Below are 24,564 nucleotides of genomic sequence, written 5' to 3' on the forward strand. Positions count from 1 at the left end.
GGCGGCAGAGACAAAACGAGAAGCCGCGGCGTACTTGATGCCCCGGTCAAGCCGGGGCATGACAGCGGAGTGTGAGGCGAGGGCCTACCCCGCAATCTCCAACCCGGCATTGGCGTACACCACGCCGCCATCCACCGCGATGGTGTTGCCGACCACGTAATCCCCCGCGCGCGAGGCGAGATAGATCGCCACCCCCGCCATGTCCTCGTCGGTGCCGATGCGCTGCGCCGGAATGCGCTTGGCGACGTCGTCCGAGTGGTCGCGCGCGGCCCGGTTCATGTCCGACTTGAACGCGCCCGGCGCAATCGCGGTGACATTGATGTTGTCCTTGATCAGTTTCGTCGCCATGCGCCGCGTCAGATGGATCACGGCGGCTTTGCTGGCGGCGTAGGAATAGGTCTCGCTCGGATTGACGAAGATGCCGTCGACCGAGGCGATGTTGATGACCTTGGCGGGCCGCTCGAGCGAAGCCGCCGCGCGCAGCGGTTTCGCCAGCGCCTTGGTCAGGAAGAACAGCGACTTGACGTTGAGGTCCATCACCTTGTCCCAGCCACTCTCCGGGAATTCGTCGAACTCCGCGCCCCAGGCCGTACCCGCATTGTTGACGAGGATGTCGAGCTTCGGCTCCAGCTTGATGATTTCGCCAGCCAGCCTGTCGCAGCCCTCGACGGTCGAGATGTCGATCGGCAGCGCGATGCACTCTCCGTCATATTGGGCTGACAGCTCTTTCGCCGTGGCCTCGCACGGCCCGGCCTTGCGCGCGGTGATGTAGACCTTGGCCGCGCCCTGCGCGAGGAAGCCTGCCGCGATCATCTTGCCGATGCCGCGCGATCCGCCGGTCACCAGCGCGACGCGGCCTTTGAGCGAAAACAGATCGTTGAACATAGTGCCTCCCTTGGTTTGGCCACGTTTTGAGCGCGGCGGGGAGGGGAGTCAATCTCGGTGTCGTCCTGGCGAAAGCTGAGCTTAAGCCGCCGCGAACCTGCGAAAGCCGTTCCACATCGCGGTCGCAGCCCCCGACGTCAGCACCGGCAGAATCCGCGCATCCTGGTAGTTGCCGTTGAGCGAGACCCGCGGCAGCGCGGTCATGTGGCCGGCGTTCTCGGCGAACAGCATGCCGGGCCGCGTCGTCACTGCGGTCTTGAAGCCGGCGGATGCGGCCAGCGCGAATTCGCGCATCCCGGCGGCCTCGCGGTCGCCATAGGGATAGGCGAAGTGCAGCACGGGGCGCTCCAGCGCGTGCTCGATCCGCACGCGGCTCACCGCCATCTCCTGCGCGGCGATCTCCTCGCTCTGCCTGGCGAGGTTGCAATGGCTGATGGTGTGGGCGCCGATTGTGACCAGCGGATCGGCGGCCAACAGCTTCACCTCATCCCAGGACAGGCAGAGACTGCGGCACAGCGCGGCCATGTCGACATCGTATTTCGTGCAGAGCGCCTCGATCTCGCGCGTCAGATCGTGCTCGCCCGGCAGCGCGCGCAGCCAATCGTGCAGCCGGTCGAACGCGACCTGTTTTGCGGCTGGCGTCGTCGCATCGAGTCGCAGCGCGGAATTGCCGATCTGCACGTCGACCTGCTCGGTCCTGGCGATCACGGCCTCCAGCGCGGCCCACCACAGCCGTCCGGTGCCCTCGGCGAAATCGCTGGCGACATAGACGGTCGCGGGCGCGTCAAATTCCCGCAGCACCGGCAGGGCATAGTCCCGATTGTCGCGATAGCCATCGTCGAGGGTGAAGGCGGCGAAGCGGCGGTTGAACCGGCCCTGCACCAGCCGTTCGTGCAGCTCATCCATGCCGACGATGTCGATCTCGCGCGAGCGCAAATGGCACAGGGTCGCACGCAGGAAGTCGGGGGTGACCTCGAGATGCCGGTTCGGCTGGAACTCGCCCTCACGGGCCGGCCGCACGTGGTGCAGCATGAAAATGGCGCCGACGCCCGACAGAAGCGGGCGCAGCAAATGGTGCGCCCCGCTGAAATAGAGTGCTCCCAGTCCGGCGCGAATGACGTTGTTACGGAGTTGTTTCATGACCGGCTGGCCGACCCCTGGGCATTCCGCCCTCAACTTAGGGTGTGACCCTTGAAGAAAAAGTTATTCCAATTGCGCACACATGGCCTTCGGAAGGGCACCATTTCCGGTTTGACAGCCCGCCAAGGGTTTGTTTTGTCTCCGGTTCCAGAGTTCGGGTCGTCGAATGCACAAGCTTTTCAGGTGGGCAAGTAAATGGTGGCCGGGGCTGATCCCCCTGGCCGTCATGTGGGGATTTGCGGCCTGGAATAACACCTTGCCGGTCGAGGCCGACCTTTCGGCCCGCAGCGCCGCCGCGCTCAAGGACACCGTTCTGGACAAGACCCGGATCGCGGTCGACGGCCGCGACATCAGCCTGGCGGCCGACGCCTTCTCCGAGGAGGGGCGGCGGGACGCGGTCATGGCGGTCGAGAATGTTCCCGGCGTGCGTCTGGTCGATGACGGGACCCGCCTGGTCGCCGAGGCCAAGCCATTCGTCTGGAACGCCGAGCGTGACGTCGTGCGGGTCACGCTGTCGGGCTCCGCACCTCTGCCGTCGATGAAGGCCCGCCTGACCGAGGCGGCGCGCAAGGAGCTCGGTGGCGTCGAGGTGGCCGATCAGATGGGCCTGGCGCGCGGTGCGCCGCCGCGTTTCGAGGCTGCCGCCACGCTGCTGCTCGACCAGATCGGCAAGCTGAAGGACGGCAAGATCACGATCTCCGACACCAAGATCAATCTGTCCGGCATGGCGCGCGATATCGGCGGCCGCGAGGCGATCGCGGCTGCGCTCAAAAACCTGCCCGAAGGCTTTTCGATCGCCGCCAACGAGATCAAGGCGCCGCCCTACATCTTCCAGGCCTACAAGGATCCGGTCGCAGCCACCGTGACACTGACCGGCTACGTGCCCGACAACAATGTCCACGCCACCATCGCGACCGGTGCGTCGCGAAAATTCTTCAACGAGAAGGTCGTCGACAATCTCAAGGCCAGCGTCGGTGCGCCCGGCGCCTTCAACACCGCCGTGGTCGCAGCGCTCGGCGCGCTGTCGCGGCTGTCGACCGGTACGCTCGTCGTCTCCGATCGCGAGGTGAAGCTGTCGGGTGATGCGTTGTATGAAGGCGCCGCGAACGACATCCGCGCAGGCCTGGGCAAGGACTTTCCAAAAAACTGGCAGTACAAGCCGGAGATCACGGTGAAGCCTGCGGCGGGGCCGGTCGACGGCACCGTCTGCCAGCAATTGTTCTCGGAGCTGCTCGCCAAGGGCAATATCCGCTTCGAGTCCAAGCGCGCCGACATCGATCCCGATTCCGCCGGCATTCTCGATCATCTGATCGAGACCGCGCTGCGCTGCCCCTCCACCAATATCGAGGTCGCAGGCCACACCGATTCCGACGGCGAGGATGCCTTCAACCAGGCGCTCTCCGAGAAGCGCGCGCAGGCGGTGATCGACTATCTGGTCAAGGCCGGCCTGCCCGCCAACCGCTTCACCGCGGTCGGCTATGGCAGTACCCAGCCCGTCGCCGGCAACGACAGCGACGACGGCAAGGCGCAAAATCGCCGCATCGAATTTCTGGTGAGGTGACGATGCCCTATCTCGTCTCGTTTCATATGGGCTGGCTGATCGGCGCGCTGCTGCTCGGCTTTTGCATGGGCTGGATCTCGGTGGTCCAACGCGGCAACGGCACCTCGAAGGTGACCGCGCGCTGGCTGGCGGTGCTGGTCGCAGGCCTGGTCGCGGCCTCCTTCGCACATGTCGTCCCCGGTCGCTTCGGCTACTGGCTCGACCTCGGCCTGACCATGTTTGCCTGCTACCTCGTCGGCTGCACCATCGGCGCCTGGCTGCGCGACCGGGTGGTGTCGCGGAGCCAGCCGGCCGCCTGAGTTTTTCGGACTGCCCAAAGGCGCGCCGCTTTCGCTGCAGAAATCGGAAAATCCGTCTGGAACGATTGGATCGCCTCCTCTTTCAATAGGCTGTCGTGGCCCATAGATTGAGATCGGCTTAAGGCGTGACGGAACATTGAGCGGCCGAAATCATCAAAACTTCACGGCCCCTGCGCAGGATTGCCGTGGAGATTCGCGTCAGTCCTGCCGTCGAACCTGCCACCGAAAGCGCCAAACCGTGCATCTTGAGCCCGCAAACCTGCCTAAAATATTGAAGGCACGTGATTTTGTTCGTATTGGCGAATTCCACTCCGCCCGAAAACGCGCTAGTGGAGGGGTGGGGGGCATGCGCGATGCCGGAGCCGGCGGCGAGGGTTCGTTGAGTGCCTGTGCGTCGTCCGCCTGTTCGCCGGCCACCCTGGCCGCTGAAGCGTTGTTCGAGGTCTAGATGCTGGAAGCCATACGCAGGGCGATGTCGTTTCTGCGCCAGAAGCAAATCCTGCATAAGCTTGGAGTTGTGATCAGCGTCGCGGTCATCGGTATCGCTTGCTATGTGCTCTACCACATGCTGCGCGGCATCGACATGAACGAGGTGATCGAAGCGATCAAGAGCACCGAGCCGAGCCAGATTGCGATGGCCGCGCTGTTCGTTGCCGCGGGCTATTTCACGCTGACCTTCTACGATCTGTTTGCCGTGCGCGCGATCGGCCATGCCCACGTGCCCTATCGCATCAATGCGCTCGCGGCCTTCACCAGCTATTCGATCGGCCACAATGTCGGTGCCAGCGTCTTCACCGGCGGTGCGGTGCGCTATCGCATCTACTCGGCCTATAGTCTGAACGCGATCGACGTCGCAAAAATCTGCTTCCTCGCCGGCCTGACCTTCTGGCTCGGCAATGCCGCCGTGCTTGGCCTCGGCATCTCCTACCATCCGGAGGCGGCCGCCGCGATCGATATGCTTCCGCCCTGGCTGAACCGGACGCTGGCGATGATGATCCTCGCAGCGCTGGTCGGCTATGTGGTCTGGGTCTGGACCCAGCCGCGTGTGGTTGGGCGCGGTCCCTGGACTGTGGTGCTGCCGGGTGGGCCGCTGACGCTGCTCCAGATCGCCATCGGCATCATTGATCTCGGCTTCTGCGCGCTCGCGATGTACGTGCTGGTCCCCGACGAGCCCAATCTCGGCTTCGTCGTGGTCGCAGTCATCTTCGTCTCGGCGACGCTGCTCGGCTTCGCCAGCCATTCGCCCGGTGGGCTCGGCGTGTTCGACGCCGCCATGCTGGTTGGCCTCTGGCAGATGGACCGCGAGGAACTCTTGGGCGGCATGCTGCTGTTCCGGGTGCTCTATTATCTTTCCCCCTTCGTCATATCTGTAATCTTGCTGACGTTTCGCGAAGTTATAATTGGCGCCCGATCGAAACGCCTGCAACAGGCCGCGCTCAAGCTCGATCCAGGGCCGCCGCCTGAAGCCGCCTATGTGCGAAAGCGTAGCGACAGCGGCGCCTGAGCACCGGCGCAAGCCTTTAGGAGAAGCCCGCCCCGATGGCGATTGACGCCCCATCGTCTCCCTCCGCCCAGCCCTGGTCCGACCGGCTGCGGCACTCGACCATCATCCTGATCGCCGCGGCGCTGGCGCTGTCGGTGGTGGTTTCGCTCGGCGAATTGTCGGTGATGCGGGCGGCGACGGTGTTCCTCTGCATCGCGGCCGCGGCGCTGATCCCCTGGCGGCTGCATGATACCTCTGCTTCGCGTGAGGACACCCGCCGCGTCAATCCGGTCGAGGGCGCAGCAGTGGCCGCAGTCGTTGCCGGCATGCCGGATCCGGCGGTGCTGCTCGACCGCGCCGGCCGCGTCATCCATCTCAATGCCGCCGCCGCCCAGCTTGCGCCGGCGCTGCGCAGGAACGAGCTCGCCCAGTTCGCGCTGCGTTCGCCTGAGATCATCACGGCGCTGCGCGAGTCGATTGCGACCTCCGAACCGCGGCGCACGACCTATCTCGACCATGTGCCGGTCGACCGCTGGATGGAACTGACCATTACGCCGGTGCCGGTACCGACCACCTTCGGCGGCGCCGACAAATGCATGCTGATGACCTTCCACGACCAGACGCCGCTGCGCCGGGTCGAGGAGATGCGGGCCGACTTCGTCGCCAATGCCAGCCATGAATTGCGCACGCCGCTCGCGGCGCTGTCGGGCTTCATCGATACGCTCCAGGGCCAGGCCAAGGACGATCCCAAGGCGCGCGAGCGCTTCCTCGGCATCATGCACAACCAGGCCACCCGCATGGCGCGCCTGATCGACGATTTGCTGTCGCTGTCGCGGGTAGAGCTGTCGGCCCATGTGCGGCCGGATACGCTGGTCGATCTGCTGCCGATCATCCTCCAGGTCGCCGACGGGCTCGAGCCGCTTGCGCGCGAGCGCCAGGTCGATGTCGAGATCCACTTGCCGCAGGCGCCGGTGATGATCGCGGGCGACCGCGAGGAGTTGCTCCGCCTGTTCGAGAACCTGATCGAGAATGCCCTCAAATACGGCGCTTCCGGCGGGCGCGTTATCGTGTCGCTGACCGCGAACCCGGCGACCGACGGAACTCAGGAAATCCGGGTCCTGGTGCGCGATTTCGGCCCCGGCATCGCGCCCGAGCACTTACCGCGGCTGACCGAGCGCTTCTACCGGGTAGACGTCGGCGACAGCCGCTCACAGGGCGGGACCGGGCTCGGTTTATCGCTGGTGAAACATATCCTTAACCGGCATCGCGGCCGGCTTTTGATCGAAAGCGTGCCCAAACAGGGCGCCACTTTCACCGCCTGTTTCCCCCAGGCCAAGCCTCCGATCTCCGCTTGAAATTACAGCAATTTCAGCTGGTTAGGTCTGTCATCCGACTGTCACGAAACCTTCGTAAAAGCACAGCCGACTGCTCCTAAAGGGGCGGGACGGGGAGCGCGATCGGGCGCGAATGCGCTTCGCTCCCCTGTATGGAGACCAGCATGAATTTCATCAAAACTATCGTCGCTGCTGGCTTGGTCGCCGCATCGACGTCGGCCTTCGCTGCCGATATCACCGGTGCGGGCGCAACGTTCCCGTTCCCGATCTATTCCAAATGGGCCGACGCCTACAAGAAGGAGACCAGCAACGGTCTGAACTACCAGTCGATCGGTTCCGGCGGCGGTATCAAGCAGATCCAGGCCAAGACCGTGACCTTCGGCGCGACCGATGCCCCGCTCAAGGCCGAGCAGCTCGAGAAGGACGGCCTCGCACAGTGGCCGATGGTGATGGGCGCCATCGTTCCCGTCGTCAACATCGAGGGTGTGAAGGCCGGCGAGCTGGTGTTCGACGGCGAGACGCTGGCCAGCGTCTATCTCGGCAAGATCACCAAGTGGGATGATCCGGCCATCAAGAAGCTCAATCCGAACCTGAAGTTGCCGTCCGAGGCGATCACCGTGGTCCGCCGCTCCGACGGTTCGGGCACCACCTTCAACTTCACCAACTATCTCGCCAAGGCCAGCGCGGACTGGAAGAGCAAGGTCGGTGAGGGTACGGCCGTCGAGTGGCCGGTCGGCGTCGGCGCCAAGGGCAACGAGGGCGTCTCCGGCAACATCAGCCAGACCAAGAACTCGATCGGCTATGTCGAGTATGCCTACGCCAAGCAGAACAAGCTGACCTACACCGCCCTCGTCAACAAGGGTGGCAAGACGGTGCAGCCGACGGTTGAAGCCTTCCAGGCGGCCGCCTCCAACGCCGACTGGGCCAAGGCTCCGGGCTACTACGTCATCCTGACCGACCAGCCCGGCGACAAGTCCTGGCCGATCACGGCGGCGACCTTCATCCTCATGCACAAGGATGCGACCGACAAGGCGTCCTCGCAGGAAGCCATCAAGTTCTTCCGCTGGGCCTTCAAGAACGGCGGCAAGGCGGCTGAGGAGCTCGACTACATCCCGATGCCCGACAGCGTCGTCCAGCTGATCGAGAAGACCTGGGCTGCCGACATCAAGAGCTAACACTCTGCTCTCGTGTCCCGGACGCGGCGCAGCATGAAAATGCTGCACGGCTGAGCCGGGACCCACAAGAACAAGGCCCCGGATCAGCGTCGCGCTGCATCCGGGGCACGAGGCCAACAACAAGCGTATATAATTTGGTACAGGGGATCGGCGTGGCAGAGATGGCCGTTCAGAGCGATATCGTCGACGACGCCGGCCCGTATGATCGCGCCAAGGCCTTGAGCGCGTTCAAGCTCGGCGACGTTACCTTCTACTGGATCACGCGGCTCAGCGCGATCTCGGTGCTCCTCATCCTCGGCGGCATCATCCTGTCGCTGATCGTCGGCGCTTTCCCGGCGATGAAGGAATACGGCTTCGCCTTCCTGTGGACGCAGCGCTGGGCGCCGTCGGCCGATCCGCCCGTGCTCGGCGCGCTCGGTCCGATGTACGGCACACTCGTCACCTCCTTCATCGCGATGCTGATCGCCATTCCGGTTGGTCTCGGCATTGCGATCTTCCTGACTGAGCTCTGCCCGCAATGGCTGCGCCGCCCGATCGGCATGGCGATCGAGCTGCTCGCCGGCATTCCCTCGATCATCTACGGCATGTGGGGCTTCTTCGTGCTTGGCCCGTTTCTGGCCAACAGCTTCCAGCCCTTCATGATCAAGATATTTGACGGCATCCCCGTGCTCGGTGCGATCTTCGCCGGCCCGCCGTCCTATCTCAGCCTGTTCAATGCCGGCCTGATCCTCGCGATCATGGTGCTGCCCTTCATCACCTCGATCTCGGTCGACGTGTTCAAGACGGTGCCTCCGGTTCTGAAAGAGGCCGCCTACGGCGTTGGCTGCACCACCTGGGAAGTCGTCCGCAGCGTGGTCATCCCCTACACCCGCGTCGGCGTCATCGGCGGCGTCATGCTGGCGCTGGGCCGCGCGCTCGGCGAGACCATGGCGGTGACCTTCATCATCGGCAACTCGTTCCGCATCTCGTCCTCGATCTTCGCCCCCGGTACCACGATCTCGGCGGCGATCGCATCCGAATTCGCCGAGAGCGACGGGCTGCACCAGTCCGGCCTGATCCTGCTCGGCCTGCTGCTGTTCGTGCTGACGTTCTTCGTGCTCGCAGCCGCGCGGCTGATGCTGATGCGGCTGGAAAAGAAGGCGGGGAATTAACGCCATGAACCCGATCTATTCACGCCGCCGCCGCAAGGACATCGTCATTCGCGGTCTGTGCTTCGCTGCCGCGGCCTTCGGCGTCACCTGGCTCGCGCTGATCCTGATCACGCTGCTCTACAACGGCTTGGCCGGACTCAATTTCCAGCTCTTCACCGAGAACACGCCGCCGCCCGGATCGAACGAGGGCGGCCTGCTCAACGCCATCGTCGGCTCGCTGATCATGACCGTGATCGGCGTCGGCATCGGCGCGCCGCTCGGCATGTTCGCCGGCACCTATCTCGCCGAATACGGCCGCAACGACCGCCTGACCTCGGTGATCCGCTTCATCAACGACATCCTGCTCTCGGCGCCCTCGATCATCATCGGTCTCTTCATCTATGGCGCGGTGGTGGTGCCGATGCGCGGCTTCTCGGCGTTCGCCGGCTGTCTCGCGCTCGCCGTGATCGTGATCCCGGTGGTGCTGCGCACGACCGAGGACATGCTGCTGCTGGTGCCGAACGCGCTGCGTGAGGCGGCCTCGGCGCTCGGCCTGCCGCGCTCGCTGGTGATCAAGCGGATCGCTTATCGTTCCGCGCGTTCCGGTCTCATCACCGGCGTGCTGCTCGCCACCGCCCGCGTCGCCGGCGAGACCGCGCCGCTGCTGTTCACCGCGCTGTCGAATCAGTTCTTCAGCCTGAGCCTTAACAAGACGATGGCGAACCTGCCGGTCACCATCAACAACTTCGTGCAGAGCCCTTACGCCTACTGGAAGCAGTTGGCCTGGAGCGGGGCGCTGCTCATCACCCTGACCGTTCTTGCCCTGAATATTGGTGCGCGCATCCTTGGCGCCGAGAGGACCGCAAAATGAGTGATCTTTCCGTTTCGATGAGCGCGGCCGGCGGCCTGCCCCAGGCGCCGGTGCTGCCCGAGGCGCCCCCCAAGGTGACGGTGCGCAACCTCAACTTCTATTATGGCGAGCACCACGCGTTGAAGAACATCAACTTGACGCTCGGTGCCAACCGCGTCACGGCGTTCATCGGCCCGTCGGGCTGCGGCAAGTCGACCCTGCTGCGCATCTTCAACCGGATGTACGACCTCTATCCGGGTCAGCGCGTCACCGGTCAGCTCATGCTGGACCAGACCAACATTCTCGACCCCAAGCTCGACCTCAATCTGCTCCGCGCCCGCGTCGGCATGGTGTTCCAGAAGCCGACGCCGTTCCCGATGACGATCTATGAGAATATCGCCTTCGGTATCCGTCTCTATGAAAAGATATCGAAGTCCGAGATGGACGGCCGCGTCGAGAAGGCGCTGCGTGGCGGCGCGCTGTGGAACGAAGTCAAGGACAAGCTCAACGCGTCCGGCCTGTCGCTCTCCGGCGGCCAGCAGCAGCGCCTCTGCATCGCCCGCACCGTCGCGGTGCGGCCCGAGGTGATCCTGTTCGACGAGCCCTGCTCGGCACTCGACCCGATCTCGACCGCCAAGGTCGAGGAGCTGATCCAGGAATTGTCCGAGAGCTACACGATTGCGATCGTCACCCACAACATGCAGCAGGCGGCCCGCGTCTCCGACAAGACCGCCTTCATGTATCTCGGCGAGCTGATCGAGTTCGACGACACCAGCAAGATCTTCACGTCGCCGACTGATCGGCGCACGCAGGATTACATCACCGGCCGGTTCGGCTGAGGAGACGGGACATGGGTTCTGAACATACCGCAAAGGCCTTCGACACCGACCTCCAGGAACTTACGCGCCTGGTTGCCGAGATGGGCGGGATTGCCGAGCGCATGATCGTCGATTCCGTCGACGCGCTGATCCGCCGCGACGTCGCGCTCGGCCAGCGCGTCGTCATCACCGACGTTGAGCTCGACGCGCTCCAGAAGCGCATCGAGGAGCGCGCGGTGCTCACCATCGCCCGCCGCCAGCCGATGGCGGTCGATCTGCGCGAGATCGTCGGCGCCATGCGCGTTGCGACCGATCTCGAGCGCATCGGCGACCTCGCCAAGAACATGGGCAAGCGCGTCGCGGCGCTGGAGACGGATTTTCATCCGCTCAAGCTGTTCCGCGGCCTCGAGCACATGACCGATCTGGTGCAGCAGCAGGTCAAGTCGGTGCTGGACGCCTATGCCGCGCATGATTTGCCGGCGGCGATGGCGGTGTGGAAGGGCGACGAGGAAGTCGACGCCATCTGCACCTCGCTGTTCCGCGAGCTCCTCACCTACATGATGGAAGATCCGCGCAACATTTCGTTCTGCATCCATTTGATGTTCTGCGCCAAGAACATCGAGCGGATCGGCGATCACGCCACCAACATCGCCGAGACCGTGTTCTACATGATCGAAGGTCAGGCGATGACCGACAAGCGCCCGAAGGGCGACATGACGACCTTCGCCACGACGGTCCCGAACACCTGAAGACTTAAGGAGCGACGACCCCATGGGCGCACGCATTATGGTTGTTGAAGACGAGGAAGCTCTCACCGAGCTCCTGCGCTACAACCTCGAAGGCGACGGCTATGACGTCGAGACGGTGATGCGCGGCGACGACGCCGACACCCGTCTCAAGGAGCACATCCCCGATCTGATCGTGCTCGACTGGATGCTGCCGGGCCTCTCCGGCATCGAGCTGTGCCGGCGGCTTCGTGCGCGGTCCGACACCAAGCAACTCCCGATCATCATGCTCACCGCGCGCGGCGAGGAGAGCGAGCGGGTGCGGGGACTGGCGACCGGCGCCGACGATTACATCGTCAAGCCGTTCTCGGTGCCCGAGCTGTTGGCGCGCGTGAAGGGTCTGCTGCGGCGCGCAAGCCCCGAGCGGCTCGCCACGGTGCTCGCTTTTGGCGACATCGAGCTCGACCGTGAAAAACGCCGCGTGGCGCGTTCGGGCCGTCCGATCGATCTCGGTCCGACCGAATATCGCCTGCTGGAGTTCTTCCTGGAGCATCCGGGCCGGGTGTTTTCGCGCGAGCAGCTGCTCGACAGCGTCTGGGGCCGCGACATCTATATCGACGAACGCACCGTCGACGTGCATATCGGCCGCCTGCGCAAGCTGCTCAATCTCGGCCGCGAGCAGGACCCGATCCGCACCGTGCGCGGTGCCGGTTATGCGCTGGACGATCGTTTTGCGAAGGCGGAGCAGGCGTAGGTTTCTGCGGTTAGTTTGTTAACCGCCGCGACCATCTCCGATGTCGTCCCGGCGAAGGCCGGGACCCATAACCACAGGGTGTGGTTTGGCGAAGACTCGGAGTCGCCCTCTCGCGCAATAACTGCGTTCTCGGAGTATGGGTCCCGGCCTTCGCCGGGACGACACTGAATTTGTTGCGCCGTCATCATGTGACGGCAGCCGTTAGCAACCAGCTAAATCGACTAACTCAGCGCGGACCCGGCTTCACCGGCGCACGGCGGCGATCCGACGCCGGCTGGTAGGCGACCCGCGAGTGCTGGGCGCAATAGGGCAGGCCGGAAAGCGCCTTGCCGCCGCAGAAGAAGAAATCCGGGCTCGAGGGATCTCCGACCGGCCAGTGGCAGGTTGCCTCGTTCAATTCAAGCAGCGACAGCCGCTGGCTCATCGGCACCACGTTGTCGTAGGTGACCGGTTCAGCCTCGACCTCGACCTCGAAGGCCTGCGCCAGCGCGGTGTTGCCGCGCGCAATCGGCCGGCTCACCCGCATCATGTGCTGCGCGGGACGCGCCTTGCGCGGCCGCGGAGCAGCCGACGACGGGCTCTTGGCGCGGCCCGACAGGCCAAGCCTGTGCACCTTGCCGATCACGGCGTTGCGGGTCACGTTGCCGAGCTCGGCCGCGATCTGGCTGGCCGACAATCCGGCCTCCCAGAGCTTTTTCAACTGCTCGACGCGATCGTCCGACCAAGTCAAAACCGTCATTGCACCCTTTCCTTCGCCGCGCGCCAGCCATCCTGGGGCGCACAACGAATGCTAAGTCTCGAAAAACCCGTGCCGTCAGAATCCCTTAAGGCTCGCCGGGCACGAAGACGCGCCCGAACGTTTACGCCGGTACAAGAGGACTTAGAGATCAGAACCGCTGCACGAGATGTCGTATCTGACAAACCAAACGCTACAATATGGCGTGACTCACGCGCAAGAGTCCGCCGACTCGCTTCCACATGTTCCGTGGCCAAAATCCGCAAATTCGGCACCGCAAGACTACGGATTCAGCGTTTCGCGAGGCTTTCCCGGCGGCATTGACACCCGTGGTGCCAAGCATAAGATAGTGACGCGTGCCGCCCTTAAAAGGCGGCACGTTTCGTTTTCCGGACCAAATGACGCGCTGCGCAACGCGCGTTCAGGCCGTCTGAAACATCCAAGAGAGCGTCATGACCAACAGCGCCGCGCCGCATTTGCTCCCCGTTTTCGCCAGGGCCGACATCGGTTTTGAGCGTGGCGAGGGCTCTTGGCTGATCGCGACCAATGGCGATCGCTATCTCGATTTCACCTCGGGCGTGGCGGTGAATGCGCTCGGCCATGCCCATCCCGCGCTGGTCAAGGCGTTGCAGGAGCAGGCCACCAAGCTCTGGCACATGTCGAACCTGTTCCAGAGCCCGGACGGCGAGCGGCTGGCCGCGCGTCTCTGCAATGAGAGCTTTGCGGACTTCGTATTCTTCTGCAATTCCGGCGCCGAGGCGCTGGAATGCGTGATCAAGCTGGTCCGCCACCATCATGCCGCCAAGGGCCATCCCGAGCGCTATCGCATGATCACCTTCGAGGGCGCCTTCCATGGCCGCACGCTGGCAACGCTGGCGGCGACGGGCTCGGCAAAATATCTCGAAGGGTTCGGCCCGCCGATGGACGGTTTCGACCAGGTCCCGCATGGCGACCTCGACGCCGTGAAGAAGGCGATCGGCCCGCAGACCGCCGGCATCCTGATCGAGCCGCTCCAGGGCGAGGGTGGCGTGCGCTCGGCGCCGCCGGCATTCTATCGCGCGTTGCGCCAGCTCTGTGACGAGAAGGGCCTGTTGCTGGCGTTCGACGAGGTGCAGACCGGGATGGGCCGGACCGGTGATCTGTTTGCGCATCGCCGTTTCGGCATCACGCCGGACGTGATGTCGCTGGCCAAGGCGCTCGGCGGCGGTTTTCCGATCGGTGCCTGCCTTGCGACCGCGGAAGCGGCCTCCGGCATGACGCCCGGCTCGCACGGTTCGACCTTCGGCGGCAATCCGCTCGCAGTCTCCGCGGCAAACGCGGTGCTCGACGTCATGCTCAAGCCCGGCTTCTTCGATCACGTGCAGAAGATGTCACTGCTGCTCAAGCAGAAACTCGCCTCCGTGATCGATCGTCATCCCGATGTCGTCAGCGAAGTGCGCGGCGAGGGGCTTCTGATCGGCATCAAGGCCGTGGTGCCCTCGGGCGATCTGGTTGCGGCATTGCGCGACGAAAAGCTGCTCACCGTCGGCGCCGGCGACAACGTCGTGCGCTTCCTGCCGCCCTTGATCGTGACCGAAGCGGAGATCGAGGACGGCGTTTCGCGGCTTGAACGCGCCTGCGCCGCGATCTCGGCCAGTCAGAGCAAGCGGGCGGCAGGCTGATGAGCAAGACGCCAAAACACTTCCTCGACATCGATGAGCTCCCGTTGTCGGAGCTCAAGAGCATGCTCGCCGCCTCTTCCGCCATGAAGGCGAAGCAGAAGGCGCATCAGCCGGTCAAGCCGCTCGAAGGCAAGACGCTGGCGATGATCTTCGAGCGTCCGTCGACGCGGACGCGGGTGTCGTTCGACGTCGCCATGCGCCAGCTCGGCGGTGAGCCCATCATGCTCACCGGCGCGGAGATGCAGCTCGGCCGCGGCGAGACCATCGCCGACACCGCGCGCGTGCTGTCGCGCTATGTCGATGCCATCATGATCCGCATCCTGAACCACGACGCGCTGCTGGAGCTCGCGGCGAACGCCACCGTGCCCGTCATCAACGGCCTGACGCGGCGCTCGCATCCCTGTCAGGTGATGGCCGACCTCATGACTTATGAGGAACATCGCGGCTCGATCGAAGGCAAGACCGTGGCCTGGACCGGTGACGACAACAACGTTCTGGCGTCCTGGGCCCATGCGGCCGAACGTTTCAAATTCCAGCTCAATGTCGCGACGCCGCCGGAGCTCGCGCCGAAAAAAGTGATGCGCGACTGGATCAAGGCCACCGGCGCGCCGATCGTGCTCGGCACCGATGCGGAAGCCGCCGTGAGCGGCGCCGATTGCGTCGTCACCGACACTTGGGTGTCGATGGGCGACAAGGAGGGCGAGCACCGCCATAACGTGCTCAAGCCCTACCAGGTCAATGCGAAACTGATGTCGCTCGCCAAGCCCGACGCACTGTTCATGCACTGCCTGCCCGCGCATCGCGGCGAGGAGGTCACCGACGAGGTGATCGACGGCCCGCAATCGGTCGTGTTCGACGAGGCCGAAAACCGCCTGCACGCGCAGAAGGGTATTTTGGCCTGGTGCTTCGACGCGGTGAAGTAAAGTAGATATTCATCGTCGTCCTGGCGAAAGCCAGGACCCATTACCACCGGCGCTCGTTTGGCGAAGACCGGCAATTGCTAGCGCGCGCCACAACTTCTCCCTGGGGTTATGGGTCCTGGCTTTCGCCAGGACGACACCGAGTTTGTCGTACCTGCATGCAATCCAATAGACGGAACATCCCACCCCGCACCCCCCTTCCATTTTTACCCTCCGACCCCAGATAATGCGCCATGGTTTCCCAATCCCCTGACATGAATACCGGGCTCGAGGGCCCGGTTCGCGCGCCATCGGCGATTCCGATCGATGACGCCGTGCTGCCTTACGAGGTCGACGCGCTCGATGTGCGCGGGCGGCTGGTGCGGCTTGGCCCGGCGCTCGACGAGATCCTGACCCGGCACGATTATCCCGCGCCGGTCGGCAAGCTGCTCGGCGAGGCCATCGTGTTGACGACGCTGCTCGGCTCGGCGCTGAAATTCGAGGGCCGCTTCATCCTCCAGGCCCAGACCGACGGTCCGGTGTCGTTCCTGGTGGTGGACTACAATGCGCCGGATCGCTTGCGCGCCTATGCCCGCTACGACGCGTCGCGCCTCGGTGATGCCAAGGATTCCGGCACGCTGCTCGGCCACGGCCATCTCGCCATGACCATCGACCAGGGTCCTGACATGAGCCGCTATCAGGGCCTGGTTGCGCTCGACGGCGGCAGCCTGGAAGACGCCGCCCACGAATATTTCCTGCGCTCCGAGCAGATCCCGACGCGCGTCCGCCTCGCGGTCGGCGAGGAATGGCGCTCGAGCGACGGCGGCAAGCATCGCTGGCGCGCCGGCGGCATGCTGATGCAGTTTCTGCCGAAGGCGCCGGAGCGCGCGCGGCAGGCCGACCTGCATCCCGGCGATGCGCCTGAGGGCGTGGAAGTGCACGCAGTCGCCGAGGACGATGCCTGGGTCGAGGCACGCTCGCTGATCGAGACGGTCGAGGACGTCGAGCTGATCGATCCCGACCTGTCCGGCGAGCGGCTGCTCTATCGCCTGTTCCACGAACGCGGCGTGCGCGTGTTCAATCCGCTGGCCCTGAAAGCGCAATGCTCCTGCTCGCGCGATGCCGTTGCCGCCATGCTGCAGAGCTTCTCGCCCGACGACCGCGCCGCGATGGTCAAGGACGACAAGGTCGTGGTGACCTGCGAGTTCTGTAGCTCGGTGTACGGATTCACACCGCAAGAAGCGGGCGTGGAAGACGCGTAGACGCCTGTCTATCCTCCGTCATTGCGCGCCACGCACTCGGTGTCATCGCCCGACTTGATCGGGCGATCCAGTACTCCGAGACGGCAGTGATCGAGCTGATAGGCCGCGGCGTACTGGATTCCCCGCCTTCGCGGGGAATGACAGCCAGGCTAGTTCAACACCCTCTTATTATCCGGGCTATCCAGCGAGAACGTCGGCACGTCGATCTCGAAACGTTCGCCGCTTTCGCTGACCATCTGGTAGCGGCCGGTCATGAAGCCCGACGCGGTCGAGAGCGGGACGCCGGAGGTGTATTCGAAGCGCTCGCCGGGGGCGAGCGTCGGCTGCTCGCCGACCACCCCCTCGCCCTTGGTCTCCTGTTGCCGGCCGGTGGCGTCGGTGACGATCCAGTGCCGCGTCTTGAGCTGCACGGTCTCGTCGCCGGAATTGGTGATGACGATGGTGTAGGACCAGAAATAGCGCGAGCGGTCGGCCGACGACTGCTCCGGAACAAAGTTCGGCTCGACGGTCACTTCGATCTGGCGGGTCACGGCGCGGTACATGGTTGCCATCATAACGAAATCCCGGCCGGGAACCAAACGCCGCAGGCGGCTTTCGCGACATCGTCCCGCCAGAATTGACAGGGAAGGACACCTCCAGGGAAATACACCCTGATGTGATCCGGCCGCTTTGCGAGGCGGCGACTGGACCGCTACACTCCTCAAACATCGCGATTTGCGGAAGGGTTTTTGGGCCCCGATGACCATTGCCGATCAAGTGACGGGATCGACGATCGCGGGAACCGCGGGTGCAAAACCTGTGGATGCCAAGCCCGTGGACGCAAGGCCGCGCACGGCCGCGCCGGCCATCACGCTGCCCGTCATCGGCGAGCGTGAGCTCCGGCTCGATCTGTTCCGCGGCCTGGCGCTGTGGCTGATCTTCATCGACCATCTGCCGCCGAATCTCCTGACCTGGTTCACGATCCGCAATTACGGCTTCAGCGACGCCACCGAGATCTTCATCTTCATCTCCGGCTACACCGCCGCCTTCGTCTATGGCCGCGCGATGCTGGAGTCCGGCGTCGTCATCGCCACCGCGCGCATCCTGCGCCGGGTCTGGCAGATCTATGTCGCCCACGTCTTCCTGTTCACGATATTCCTCGCCGAGATCTCCTACGTCGCCACCAGCTTCGAGAACCCGCTCTACACCGAAGAGATGGGCATCATGGATTTCCTCAAGCAGCCAGACGTCACCATCGTGCAGGCGCTGCTGCTGCGCTTTCGTCCCGTCAACATGGACGTGCTGCCGCTCTACATCGTGCTGATGCTGGCGCTGCCCTTGATCCTGTGGTCGATGAAGTGGAAGCCGGACGTCACGCTCGGCTTCTCGGTCCTGCTCTACGCCGTCACCTGGGAATACGATCTGTATCTGTCCGCCTATCCGAACGGCTTCTGGGCGTTCAATCCTCTGGCCTGGCAATTGCTTTTCGTGTTTGGGGCATGGTGCGCGCTCGGGGGTGCGCGACGCATGTCGCGCATTCTGGTGTCGCCCGTGACGATGTGGATATCGATCGCCTATCTGGTCGCGGCGTTCTACGTGACGCTGACCTGGTACGTGCCGCAACTCGGCCATCTCATGCCGAAGCTACTCGAGCAATGGATGTATCCGATCGACAAGACCGACCTGGACGTGCTGCGCTTCACGCATTTCCTGGCGCTGGCCGCGCTCACCGTGCGCTTCCTGCCGCGGGACTGGCCGGGCCTGAAATCGCCCTTGCTGCGGCCGCTGATCCTGTGCGGCCAGCATTCCCTCGAGATCTTCTGCCTCGGCGTTTTCCTGGCCTTCGCCGGCCATTTCATCCTGGCCGAGGTCTCGGGCGGCCCGGGCATGCATGCGCTGATTAGTCTCTCCGGAATCCTGATCATGTGGGCCGTAGCCTGGGTGATTTCGTGGTATAAGCGGGTGGCTGACAAGAGCGGTTCGCAAACCAAAAACGCCGTCGGCAGCGCCGATATGGCGGGAGGGGGCTGATGAAGGCGAAGGTTCTCCTGAGCCTGATCCTGCTGTGCGGTAACCTCGCCGCGCCCCCGGCGCGCGCGGGCGATACTGCGCCTGCGGCCCCCGCAGCCTGCGAATTGCCGTCCTATCTGCTCACCACCGAAAGCCAGCTCCACAAGGTCGCCGATGCCGTCAAGGCCGGCAAACCACTTGAAATCCTGGTCGTCGGCAGCCGTTCAACGACCATTCCAGCCTCGGAGGAGGCTTCCTATCCGGCGCGGATGCAGGCAATTTTGAAGGAAAAGCTGCCACCTGCGGAGGCGGTGCACGTCTCCGTAGAAATACAGAGCAAGAAAACCGCGGAGGAGGCCGCCACCACCTTCGTTAAGCTGATGGAAGCAAAAACACCTACTTTGGTCATCTGGCAGACCGGGACAGTGGATGCTATCCGATCCATCGATCCCGACGATTTTCGCGGCGCGGTGACCGATGGGGTTGCTGCGTTGCAAAATGCAGGGGCTGACGTCGTCTTGATGAATTTGCAATACAGCCCGCGTACCGAAACCATGATCTCGGCGCCGCCTTATCTCGACAATATGCGGGTGGTGGCGCAGGAGCATGATGTCCCGCTGTTCGACCGTTTCGCGATCATGCGGCAATGGAATGATCAGGGTCAGTTCGACCTGTTCAGCCCGTCCCGCGGCCCTGAACTGGCGAAACAGGTCCATGATTGCCTTGGCCGCGCGTTGGCACAGTTTGTGATCGACGCTGCCCATCTGGGCCCGGCCCAGCAGCAAAATTGAGGTCTAGCGTTAATGAGTTCTCTCCGCCCTTTTTGCCTGACGGCATGGCTGGCTGCGTTCGCAGCGGCGGCGCTGCTGATGTTGGCGCCGCAGGTACCCGCTTACGCACAAACCGCGCAGGCATCGCCCGCGCCCACACAGACGGCTGATCCCGCTCCTGCATCCTCGCCGTCCCAGACCACCGTTGCGGCCACCCATCCGCCCGCCGAGCAGCGTGGCCTCACGACGCGCGCCATCGACAAGGTGAAGCAGGTCGCGAAATCCGCGGGCGACATTTTTAGCCGCGTGCCTTGCCTGTCGCCGAAGGGCGGCGCGAAAGCGATGGGCTCGCTGCCGCATGTCGCGAACAAGCTCGTCGCCGGCCAGCCCGTCTTGATCGTCGCGTTCGGCTCGTCGTCGACCGCAGGTTATGGCGCGAGCTCGCCTGACTTCAACTATCCGAACCGTCTCGCCGCGCAGCTGCGCCGGCAATATCCGACCGCCAGCATTACTGTCATCAATGCCGGCGTCGGCGGCGAGGACGCGCCCGAGATGATGAAGCGTCTCCAGAACGAGGTGATCGACGTGCATCCGGATCTCGTGATCTGGCAGGTCGGCACCAATGCCGTGCTGCGCAACCTCGATCCCGGCGATACCGCCAAAATGGTCGAGGACGGTATCTCGCGCATCCAGGCCGCCGGCGGCGCCGACGTTGTGCTGGTCGATCCGCAATATTCGCCGCAGGTGACGCAGCGCGCCGAAAGCGCCAGCAAGATGGTGAAGCTGCTCGGCAAGGTCGCCGAGCTCCGTCATGTCGGCATCTTCCCGCGCTTCGAGGTGATGCGCGACTGGCACGAGAAGCAGGCGATCCCGGTCGAGAGCTTCGTCATCGCCGACGGCCTGCACATGAACGATTGGGGCTATGCCTGCTTCGCCCAACTCCTCGGCGACGACATCATCCGCTCCGTCGGCCAGATCAAGCTCGGCGTGAACGTGCCCGCGGACGTGCGGACCTATCGGCCGATGTGATGTCGTAGGGTGGGCAAAGGCGCAGAGCGCCGTGCCCACCATCTATCGACATCGAGATCGTGAATGGTGGGCACGCTTCGCTTCGCCCACCCTACGATTTCGAGCGTGTCGCAACCTCACGCCTTCTCCAGCGCCGCAGTCAGATCCTCGATCAGATCATCGGCATGCTCGAGCCCCGCCGAGAAGCGGATGAATCCCTCGCTGATGCCGAGCGCTGCGCGATCCTCGGGCTTCAGGCGCTGATGCGTCGTCGTGGCCGGATGCGTCACCAGGCTCTTGGCGTCGCCGAGATTATTCGAGATCTTCGCGAGCTTGAGCTCGTTGAGCACGCGGAACGCGCCCTGCTTGCCGCCCTTCACTTCGAAGCCGACCAGCGTCGAGCCGCCGCGCATCTGCTTCTTCACGAGAGCTGCCTGCGGATGATCGGCGCGGCCGGGGTAGATCAGCCGCGAAACTTTTGGATGGCTCGCCAGCGCGTCGGCGATGCGCGCCGCGGTCTCGGTCTGCGCGCGCACGCGCACGCCGAGCGTCTCCAGGCCCTTGAGCAAAACCCAGGCGTTGAACGGCGAGATCGACGGGCCGGTCTGGCGCATGAAATTGTGGATGTGCTCCGCGATGAAGGCTTCCGACGACAGGATGATGCCGCCGAGACAACGGCCCTGGCCGTCGATGTGCTTGGTCGCGGAATAAACCACGACGTCGGCGCCGAGCGCGAGCGGGCTCTGCCAGATCGGCGTCGCGAACACATTGTCGACGACGAGCCGCGCGCCGCCGCTATGCGCGATCTCGGCAATCGCGGGAATGTCGAGCACGTCGAGCGTCGGGTTGGTCGGGCTCTCCAGGAAGAATGTCTTGGTGTTCGGCTTCAGCGCGCGCTGCCACTGGTCGAGATCGAAGCCGTCGACCAGCGTGGTCTCGATGCCGTAGCGCGGCAGCAGGTCCTGAATGACGTAAAGGCACGAGCCGAACAGCGCACGGGACGCCACCACGTGATCGCCGGCTTTCAGCGGCGCGAGGATCGCGGTCGTCACCGCGGCCATGCCGGTCGCGGCCGAGCGGGCGGCTTCGGCGCCTTCGAGCTCGATCATGCGGCGCTCGAACATCGCGATGGTTGGGTTGGAGTAGCGCGAATAGATGAAGCCGGGGTCCTCGCCCTTGAACCGCGCCTCGCACTCCTCGGCGCTGTTGTAGACATAGCCCTGGGTCAGGAACAGCGCCTCCGACGTCTCGCCAAATTGCGAGCGCAGGGTGCCGGAATGGACCAGACGGGTTTCGGGGCGGTAGTGGGCGGTGGACGCCGGGGACTTCGACATAGGACCTCCTGCGTGACCATCGAAAATGGTCACAAAAAAACCGGCCTGGATATCTCCACGGGCCGGGATCACAGAGGTCCCCGGCCTGTTTAGCGACTTATTTAACGTGGCTGCAAGCCGGCCGGCTCAAATCACCACGGGATAAGTCATGCTCATATTCCGCAATGCCCTTTTCGTCAAGGCGTCCATCGGATAGCCGTAAAAGGCTGTATTTTCCGCATGTCCGGATACATTTGCCCCCTGACGAGGACCCAAGTTTGACGTTCACGGTCGCCGCCGACGCCAATGGTATCCTGCCCGACCGCATGATCGCGGCGATGGCGGAGGCGGGCCTCATCCTGCCTGCCTACGACTTCGTCGAGAGCCAGATCCAGCCCGCGAGCCTCGACCTTCGCCTCGGCGACATCGCCTATCGCGTGCGCGCGAGCTTCCTGCCCGGCCCCGGTGCCACCGTCGCCGAGCGCATCGACGAATTGAAGCTGCATGAGTTCAGCCTCAGTGACGGCGCGGTGCTGGAGACCAACTGCGTCTACATCGTGCCGCTGCTGGAAAGCCTGGCGCTGCCGCCGGAGATCGTTGCGGCCGCAAACCCGAAGAGCTCGACCGGCCGGCTCGACGTCTTCACCCGCGTGATCGCCGACGGCACGCGTCGTTTCGACATGATCGGCGCAGGATATCACGGCCCGCTTTATGCCGAGATCAGCCCGAAGACATTTCCGGTACTGGTCAGTGAAGGTTCGCGGCTGTCGCAGGTGCGCTTCCGCACCGGCGACGCCATCCTCAATGCCGACGAGCTCGACGCGTTGCACGCGTCCGAGCGGCTCGTCGATATCGACGATGCCGATCTCTCCGGCGGCGTCGCCGTCTCCGTCGATCTTTCCGGCGAGAAGGGGTCTGGCTTTGTCGGCTACCGCGCCAAGCGCCACACCGGTGTCATCGACGTCGATCGTCGCTCGGGCTATTCGGTGCAAGACTTCTGGGAGCCGATCTCCGCACGTCCCGACGGCAGCCTGATCCTCGATCCCGGCGAGTTTTATATCCTTGCCTCGAAAGAGGCCGTGCAGGTGCCGCCCGACTACGCCGCGGAGATGGTGCCGTTCGATCCGCTGGTCGGCGAATTCCGCGTGCATTATGCCGGCTTCTTCGATCCCGGCTTCGGCTATGCCGGTGCCGGCGGGCAGGGCTCGCGCGCCGTGCTCGAAGTGCGCTCGCGCGAAGTGCCCTTCATCCTCGAGCACGGCCAGATCGTCGGCCGCCTCGTTTACGAGAAGATGCTGGCGCGTCCCGACGCCATGTACGGCCAGCGCATCGGCTCGAACTATCAGGCGCAGGGCCTGAAGCTGAGCAAGCATTTCCGGGTGTAGCCGCATCCTCCACTGTCATTCCCCGCGCAGGCGGGAAATCCAGTACGCCGCGGCCTCTCGGCTCAATCACAACCGCCTCTGGGATACTGGATCGCCCGGTCTTCGCCGGGCGATGACAGCCAATGTGTGGCTGGTTGCGCCGCTCCATTCGCGATGACACACTCCCGCAAAACAACAAGCCGGGAGCGAACATGACCGCCGCAGCTGACTCCGCGCAGGATGCCCAATGGAAACGGTGGCGCGCGGTCGCTGACCTCTACCACGCTTACTTCACGGGCCTCATCCTCACCGTCGTCACGCGGCGCGGCACGGCGGATGCGGCCGAGTTCGCCTTCCGCGTGTTTCGCCGTCAGCAGCAAGAGCGTTTTCTGCCAGGGCTCGAGAAGCTCGGGCTCAGCCATCTGCCGCCCGCCGTCGCGGCTGCGCAATATCACTATCTCTCCAACTGGATCGGCGGCGTGCATGTCGAGTACATGTATGAGAGCGACACCAAGGCCTGGATCCGCTATCCGCCGCCGCGCTGGATCTGGAAGGGCACCGCGATCTGCGGCGTGCCCGGCGAGGTCTCGCGCGCGATGCTGCGCGGCTGGCACGCCAACAATGGTGTCGCGCTCGGCGATCTCAGGCTCGGCTTCGTCTGCACCAAGCAGAGCGTCGACGGCCAGGACGGGCTCGAAGGCTATTACCATCAGTACGACCTGCCGCTCGAGCTGGACCAACGCCTCGTCTTCGCGCGGCATCTGGACGCGCCGCTGTTCGATGCGAAGACGGCCCCGGCATTGCCTGTGTCGAGCTGGCCAAAACCGCGGTTGGAAAAAGCCTATCGCAACTACGCGATGGAATATGTGCGCACCGCCGCGCCCGTGATGGTGCAATTGTTCGGGCCTGAAGATGCCGGCTATCTGCTGCATCTCACCGGCAAGCTGATCGGCATGCAATACTTTGACGAGGTCGCGGCCGCGCTGTCGATGAGCCGCGGCGGTGCGAGCGAGTTTGCGTCGTTCCTCAACGCGCTGTTCGCCGCGCAGGACGATGCGGCCGAGGCGACACAATCCGAAGGTACGTTCGAACTCCGCCAGCAGAGTTGGAAGCTGATGGACGACGTCGCCGACTATCACCGCGCCTGCGCCAAGGTGCTGGAGGGATTGTTCGAGGGCCTCGCTGCGGGATGCGGGCGGCATATCGGTGTGCACCTGCGCCCGACGGCAGGCGGCCGTTCGCCGATGGTCTGGACCATCGGGTAATTCCACCACTTGAAATGCGCTGCCGCAGGGCACGCCTGCACGTGGCGCAGGAGGAATCGCTGCGCGCCGTGCTAACAAGCCCTCGCTGCGCCCTGTGCGCGAACAAATTTATTGGCACACTTACTCATTGCCGCGCCGCAAAT

Annotated in this window: 23 protein-coding genes and 1 riboswitch; of the genes, 18 read left to right on the plus strand and 5 right to left on the minus strand. The window is 64.2% G+C overall.

Going from position 1 to position 24,564, the window contains the following annotated elements; all coding sequences use genetic code 11:
• Window positions 1–84 precede the first annotated feature (84 nt).
• Together UP06_RS23630 and UP06_RS23635 are read right to left on the minus strand one after the other, a co-directional pair.
• Window positions 85–885, minus strand: coding sequence for an SDR family oxidoreductase (locus UP06_RS23630; protein WP_045006068.1), 801 nt, complete (start codon window positions 883–885; stop codon window positions 85–87).
• 81 nt (window positions 886–966) lie between these two features.
• Window positions 967–2,025 carry a polysaccharide deacetylase family protein gene (locus tag UP06_RS23635; RefSeq protein ID WP_045006069.1) on the minus strand — a complete coding sequence of 353 codons (1,059 nt, stop codon included), beginning with the start codon at window positions 2,023–2,025 and terminating at the stop codon, window positions 967–969.
• 166 nt (window positions 2,026–2,191) lie between these two features.
• On the opposite strand from UP06_RS23635, the gene UP06_RS23640 reads away from it, so the two are divergent.
• The 10 genes from UP06_RS23640 to phoB all read left to right on the plus strand — a co-directional run bounded on the left by UP06_RS23640 (window position 2,192) and on the right by phoB (window position 12,154).
• Entirely contained in the window at window positions 2,192–3,586 is a 1,395-nt protein-coding gene (locus UP06_RS23640; RefSeq protein WP_045006070.1) for an OmpA family protein, read from the plus strand.
• Between the two features lie 2 nt (window positions 3,587–3,588).
• Window positions 3,589–3,885: a hypothetical protein gene (locus tag UP06_RS23645; RefSeq protein WP_045006071.1), complete on the plus strand. Its 297-nt coding sequence runs from the start codon at window positions 3,589–3,591 to the stop codon at window positions 3,883–3,885.
• Between the two features lie 448 nt (window positions 3,886–4,333).
• A complete protein-coding gene (locus UP06_RS23650; protein WP_045006072.1) occupies window positions 4,334–5,389 on the plus strand; it encodes a putative bifunctional lysylphosphatidylglycerol flippase/synthetase in 1,056 nt (351 codons plus the stop codon).
• Window positions 5,390–5,424: 35 nt separating this feature from the next.
• Window positions 5,425–6,723, plus strand: a complete 1,299-nt coding sequence (locus UP06_RS23655) for an ATP-binding protein (protein WP_045006073.1) — start codon at window positions 5,425–5,427, stop codon at window positions 6,721–6,723.
• Between the two features lie 143 nt (window positions 6,724–6,866).
• Window positions 6,867–7,877, plus strand: coding sequence for a phosphate ABC transporter substrate-binding protein PstS (gene pstS, locus UP06_RS23660; protein ID WP_045006099.1), 1,011 nt, complete (start codon window positions 6,867–6,869; stop codon window positions 7,875–7,877).
• A 161-nt stretch (window positions 7,878–8,038) separates the two neighbouring features.
• Window positions 8,039–9,028: a phosphate ABC transporter permease subunit PstC gene (pstC, locus tag UP06_RS23665; RefSeq protein ID WP_045006074.1), complete on the plus strand. Its 990-nt coding sequence runs from the start codon at window positions 8,039–8,041 to the stop codon at window positions 9,026–9,028.
• A 4-nt stretch (window positions 9,029–9,032) separates the two neighbouring features.
• A complete protein-coding gene (gene pstA, locus UP06_RS23670) occupies window positions 9,033–9,878 on the plus strand; it encodes a phosphate ABC transporter permease PstA (protein WP_045006075.1) in 846 nt (281 codons plus the stop codon).
• Window positions 9,875–10,696 carry a phosphate ABC transporter ATP-binding protein PstB gene (pstB, locus tag UP06_RS23675; RefSeq protein WP_045006076.1) on the plus strand — a complete coding sequence of 274 codons (822 nt, stop codon included), beginning with the start codon at window positions 9,875–9,877 and terminating at the stop codon, window positions 10,694–10,696. Before pstA ends, pstB begins: the two co-directional genes overlap by 4 nt.
• A gap of 11 nt (window positions 10,697–10,707) precedes the next feature.
• The gene (gene phoU / locus UP06_RS23680; RefSeq protein WP_045006077.1) at window positions 10,708–11,424 is read left to right on the plus strand and encodes a phosphate signaling complex protein PhoU; all 717 of its coding nucleotides are present in this window, start codon (window positions 10,708–10,710) and stop codon (window positions 11,422–11,424) included.
• Between the two features lie 22 nt (window positions 11,425–11,446).
• Window positions 11,447–12,154, plus strand: coding sequence for a phosphate regulon transcriptional regulator PhoB (gene phoB / locus UP06_RS23685; protein WP_027533133.1), 708 nt, complete (start codon window positions 11,447–11,449; stop codon window positions 12,152–12,154).
• A 226-nt stretch (window positions 12,155–12,380) separates the two neighbouring features.
• Here phoB and UP06_RS23690 read toward each other — a convergent pair whose 3' ends face one another.
• Window positions 12,381–12,893 carry a GcrA family cell cycle regulator gene (locus UP06_RS23690; protein WP_045006078.1) on the minus strand — a complete coding sequence of 171 codons (513 nt, stop codon included), beginning with the start codon at window positions 12,891–12,893 and terminating at the stop codon, window positions 12,381–12,383.
• A gap of 449 nt (window positions 12,894–13,342) precedes the next feature.
• Here UP06_RS23690 and UP06_RS23695 point away from each other — a divergent pair, with 449 nt between their 5' ends.
• The 3 genes from UP06_RS23695 to UP06_RS23705 all read left to right on the plus strand — a co-directional run bounded on the left by UP06_RS23695 (window position 13,343) and on the right by UP06_RS23705 (window position 16,712).
• Entirely contained in the window at window positions 13,343–14,551 is a 1,209-nt protein-coding gene (locus UP06_RS23695) for an aspartate aminotransferase family protein (protein ID WP_045006079.1), read from the plus strand.
• A complete protein-coding gene (argF, locus tag UP06_RS23700) occupies window positions 14,551–15,474 on the plus strand; it encodes an ornithine carbamoyltransferase (RefSeq protein WP_045006080.1) in 924 nt (307 codons plus the stop codon). Before UP06_RS23695 ends, argF begins: the two co-directional genes overlap by 1 nt.
• Window positions 15,475–15,704: 230 nt before the next feature.
• The gene (locus UP06_RS23705) at window positions 15,705–16,712 is read left to right on the plus strand and encodes an Hsp33 family molecular chaperone (protein ID WP_045006081.1); all 1,008 of its coding nucleotides are present in this window, start codon (window positions 15,705–15,707) and stop codon (window positions 16,710–16,712) included.
• Between the two features lie 149 nt (window positions 16,713–16,861).
• Here the strand turns inward: UP06_RS23705 and apaG are convergent, their stop codons facing one another.
• A complete protein-coding gene (gene apaG / locus UP06_RS23710; RefSeq protein ID WP_045006100.1) occupies window positions 16,862–17,254 on the minus strand; it encodes a Co2+/Mg2+ efflux facilitator ApaG/CorD in 393 nt (130 codons plus the stop codon).
• Between the two features lie 196 nt (window positions 17,255–17,450).
• Here apaG and UP06_RS23715 point away from each other — a divergent pair, with 196 nt between their 5' ends.
• Genes UP06_RS23715 through UP06_RS23725 form a run of 3 tightly spaced genes read left to right on the plus strand, consistent with a single transcriptional unit; the run spans window position 17,451 to window position 20,500 of the window.
• Window positions 17,451–18,722 carry an OpgC domain-containing protein gene (locus tag UP06_RS23715; protein ID WP_045006082.1) on the plus strand — a complete coding sequence of 424 codons (1,272 nt, stop codon included), beginning with the start codon at window positions 17,451–17,453 and terminating at the stop codon, window positions 18,720–18,722.
• A complete protein-coding gene (locus UP06_RS23720; RefSeq protein WP_045006083.1) occupies window positions 18,722–19,492 on the plus strand; it encodes an SGNH/GDSL hydrolase family protein in 771 nt (256 codons plus the stop codon). Before UP06_RS23715 ends, UP06_RS23720 begins: the two co-directional genes overlap by 1 nt.
• Window positions 19,493–19,504: 12 nt before the next feature.
• Window positions 19,505–20,500: an SGNH/GDSL hydrolase family protein gene (locus tag UP06_RS23725; protein ID WP_045006084.1), complete on the plus strand. Its 996-nt coding sequence runs from the start codon at window positions 19,505–19,507 to the stop codon at window positions 20,498–20,500.
• Window positions 20,501–20,616: 116 nt separating this feature from the next.
• On the opposite strand, the gene UP06_RS23730 is transcribed toward UP06_RS23725, so the two are convergent.
• Entirely contained in the window at window positions 20,617–21,813 is a 1,197-nt protein-coding gene (locus UP06_RS23730) for an O-succinylhomoserine sulfhydrylase (RefSeq protein ID WP_045006085.1), read from the minus strand.
• A gap of 68 nt (window positions 21,814–21,881) precedes the next feature.
• Window positions 21,882–21,961, minus strand: a riboswitch (SAM riboswitch).
• 109 nt (window positions 21,962–22,070) lie between these two features.
• On the opposite strand from UP06_RS23730, the gene UP06_RS23735 reads away from it, so the two are divergent.
• Both UP06_RS23735 and UP06_RS23740 read left to right on the plus strand, forming a co-directional pair.
• Window positions 22,071–23,177, plus strand: coding sequence for a 2'-deoxycytidine 5'-triphosphate deaminase (locus UP06_RS23735; protein ID WP_045006086.1), 1,107 nt, complete (start codon window positions 22,071–22,073; stop codon window positions 23,175–23,177).
• Window positions 23,178–23,368: 191 nt separating this feature from the next.
• Complete coding sequence (locus UP06_RS23740) at window positions 23,369–24,421, plus strand: hypothetical protein (RefSeq protein ID WP_045006101.1); 1,053 nt, start codon at window positions 23,369–23,371, stop codon at window positions 24,419–24,421.
• The last annotated feature ends 143 nt before the right edge of the window (window positions 24,422–24,564 follow it).

The organism is Bradyrhizobium sp. LTSP857, from assembly GCF_000938285.1.
Lineage (GTDB): Bacteria > Pseudomonadota > Alphaproteobacteria > Rhizobiales > Xanthobacteraceae > Bradyrhizobium.

What these genes read in the sequence shown, in the direction of transcription:
- UP06_RS23645 (WP_045006071.1), top strand. Translation starts at nt 3,589, where the DNA reads ATGCCCTATCTCGTCTCGTTTCATATGGGCTGGCTGATCGGCGCGCTG.
- pstA (WP_045006075.1), top strand. Translation starts at nt 9,033, where the DNA reads ATGAACCCGATCTATTCACGCCGCCGCCGCAAGGACATCGTCATTCGC.
- pstS (WP_045006099.1), top strand. Translation starts at nt 6,867, where the DNA reads ATGAATTTCATCAAAACTATCGTCGCTGCTGGCTTGGTCGCCGCATCG.
- UP06_RS23635 (WP_045006069.1), bottom strand. Translation starts at nt 2,025, where the DNA reads ATGAAACAACTCCGTAACAACGTCATTCGCGCCGGACTGGGAGCACTC.
- argF (WP_045006080.1), top strand. Translation starts at nt 14,551, where the DNA reads ATGAGCAAGACGCCAAAACACTTCCTCGACATCGATGAGCTCCCGTTG.
- UP06_RS23715 (WP_045006082.1), top strand. Translation starts at nt 17,451, where the DNA reads ATGACCATTGCCGATCAAGTGACGGGATCGACGATCGCGGGAACCGCG.
- UP06_RS23730 (WP_045006085.1), bottom strand. Translation starts at nt 21,813, where the DNA reads ATGTCGAAGTCCCCGGCGTCCACCGCCCACTACCGCCCCGAAACCCGT.
- UP06_RS23650 (WP_045006072.1), top strand. Translation starts at nt 4,334, where the DNA reads ATGCTGGAAGCCATACGCAGGGCGATGTCGTTTCTGCGCCAGAAGCAA.
- apaG (WP_045006100.1), bottom strand. Translation starts at nt 17,254, where the DNA reads ATGTACCGCGCCGTGACCCGCCAGATCGAAGTGACCGTCGAGCCGAAC.
- UP06_RS23690 (WP_045006078.1), bottom strand. Translation starts at nt 12,893, where the DNA reads ATGACGGTTTTGACTTGGTCGGACGATCGCGTCGAGCAGTTGAAAAAG.
- phoB (WP_027533133.1), top strand. Translation starts at nt 11,447, where the DNA reads ATGGGCGCACGCATTATGGTTGTTGAAGACGAGGAAGCTCTCACCGAG.
- pstB (WP_045006076.1), top strand. Translation starts at nt 9,875, where the DNA reads ATGAGTGATCTTTCCGTTTCGATGAGCGCGGCCGGCGGCCTGCCCCAG.
- UP06_RS23655 (WP_045006073.1), top strand. Translation starts at nt 5,425, where the DNA reads ATGGCGATTGACGCCCCATCGTCTCCCTCCGCCCAGCCCTGGTCCGAC.
- UP06_RS23705 (WP_045006081.1), top strand. Translation starts at nt 15,705, where the DNA reads ATGGTTTCCCAATCCCCTGACATGAATACCGGGCTCGAGGGCCCGGTT.
- UP06_RS23630 (WP_045006068.1), bottom strand. Translation starts at nt 885, where the DNA reads ATGTTCAACGATCTGTTTTCGCTCAAAGGCCGCGTCGCGCTGGTGACC.
- UP06_RS23740 (WP_045006101.1), top strand. Translation starts at nt 23,369, where the DNA reads ATGACCGCCGCAGCTGACTCCGCGCAGGATGCCCAATGGAAACGGTGG.
- UP06_RS23725 (WP_045006084.1), top strand. Translation starts at nt 19,505, where the DNA reads ATGAGTTCTCTCCGCCCTTTTTGCCTGACGGCATGGCTGGCTGCGTTC.
- UP06_RS23640 (WP_045006070.1), top strand. Translation starts at nt 2,192, where the DNA reads ATGCACAAGCTTTTCAGGTGGGCAAGTAAATGGTGGCCGGGGCTGATC.
- pstC (WP_045006074.1), top strand. Translation starts at nt 8,039, where the DNA reads ATGGCCGTTCAGAGCGATATCGTCGACGACGCCGGCCCGTATGATCGC.
- UP06_RS23695 (WP_045006079.1), top strand. Translation starts at nt 13,343, where the DNA reads ATGACCAACAGCGCCGCGCCGCATTTGCTCCCCGTTTTCGCCAGGGCC.
- phoU (WP_045006077.1), top strand. Translation starts at nt 10,708, where the DNA reads ATGGGTTCTGAACATACCGCAAAGGCCTTCGACACCGACCTCCAGGAA.
- UP06_RS23720 (WP_045006083.1), top strand. Translation starts at nt 18,722, where the DNA reads ATGAAGGCGAAGGTTCTCCTGAGCCTGATCCTGCTGTGCGGTAACCTC.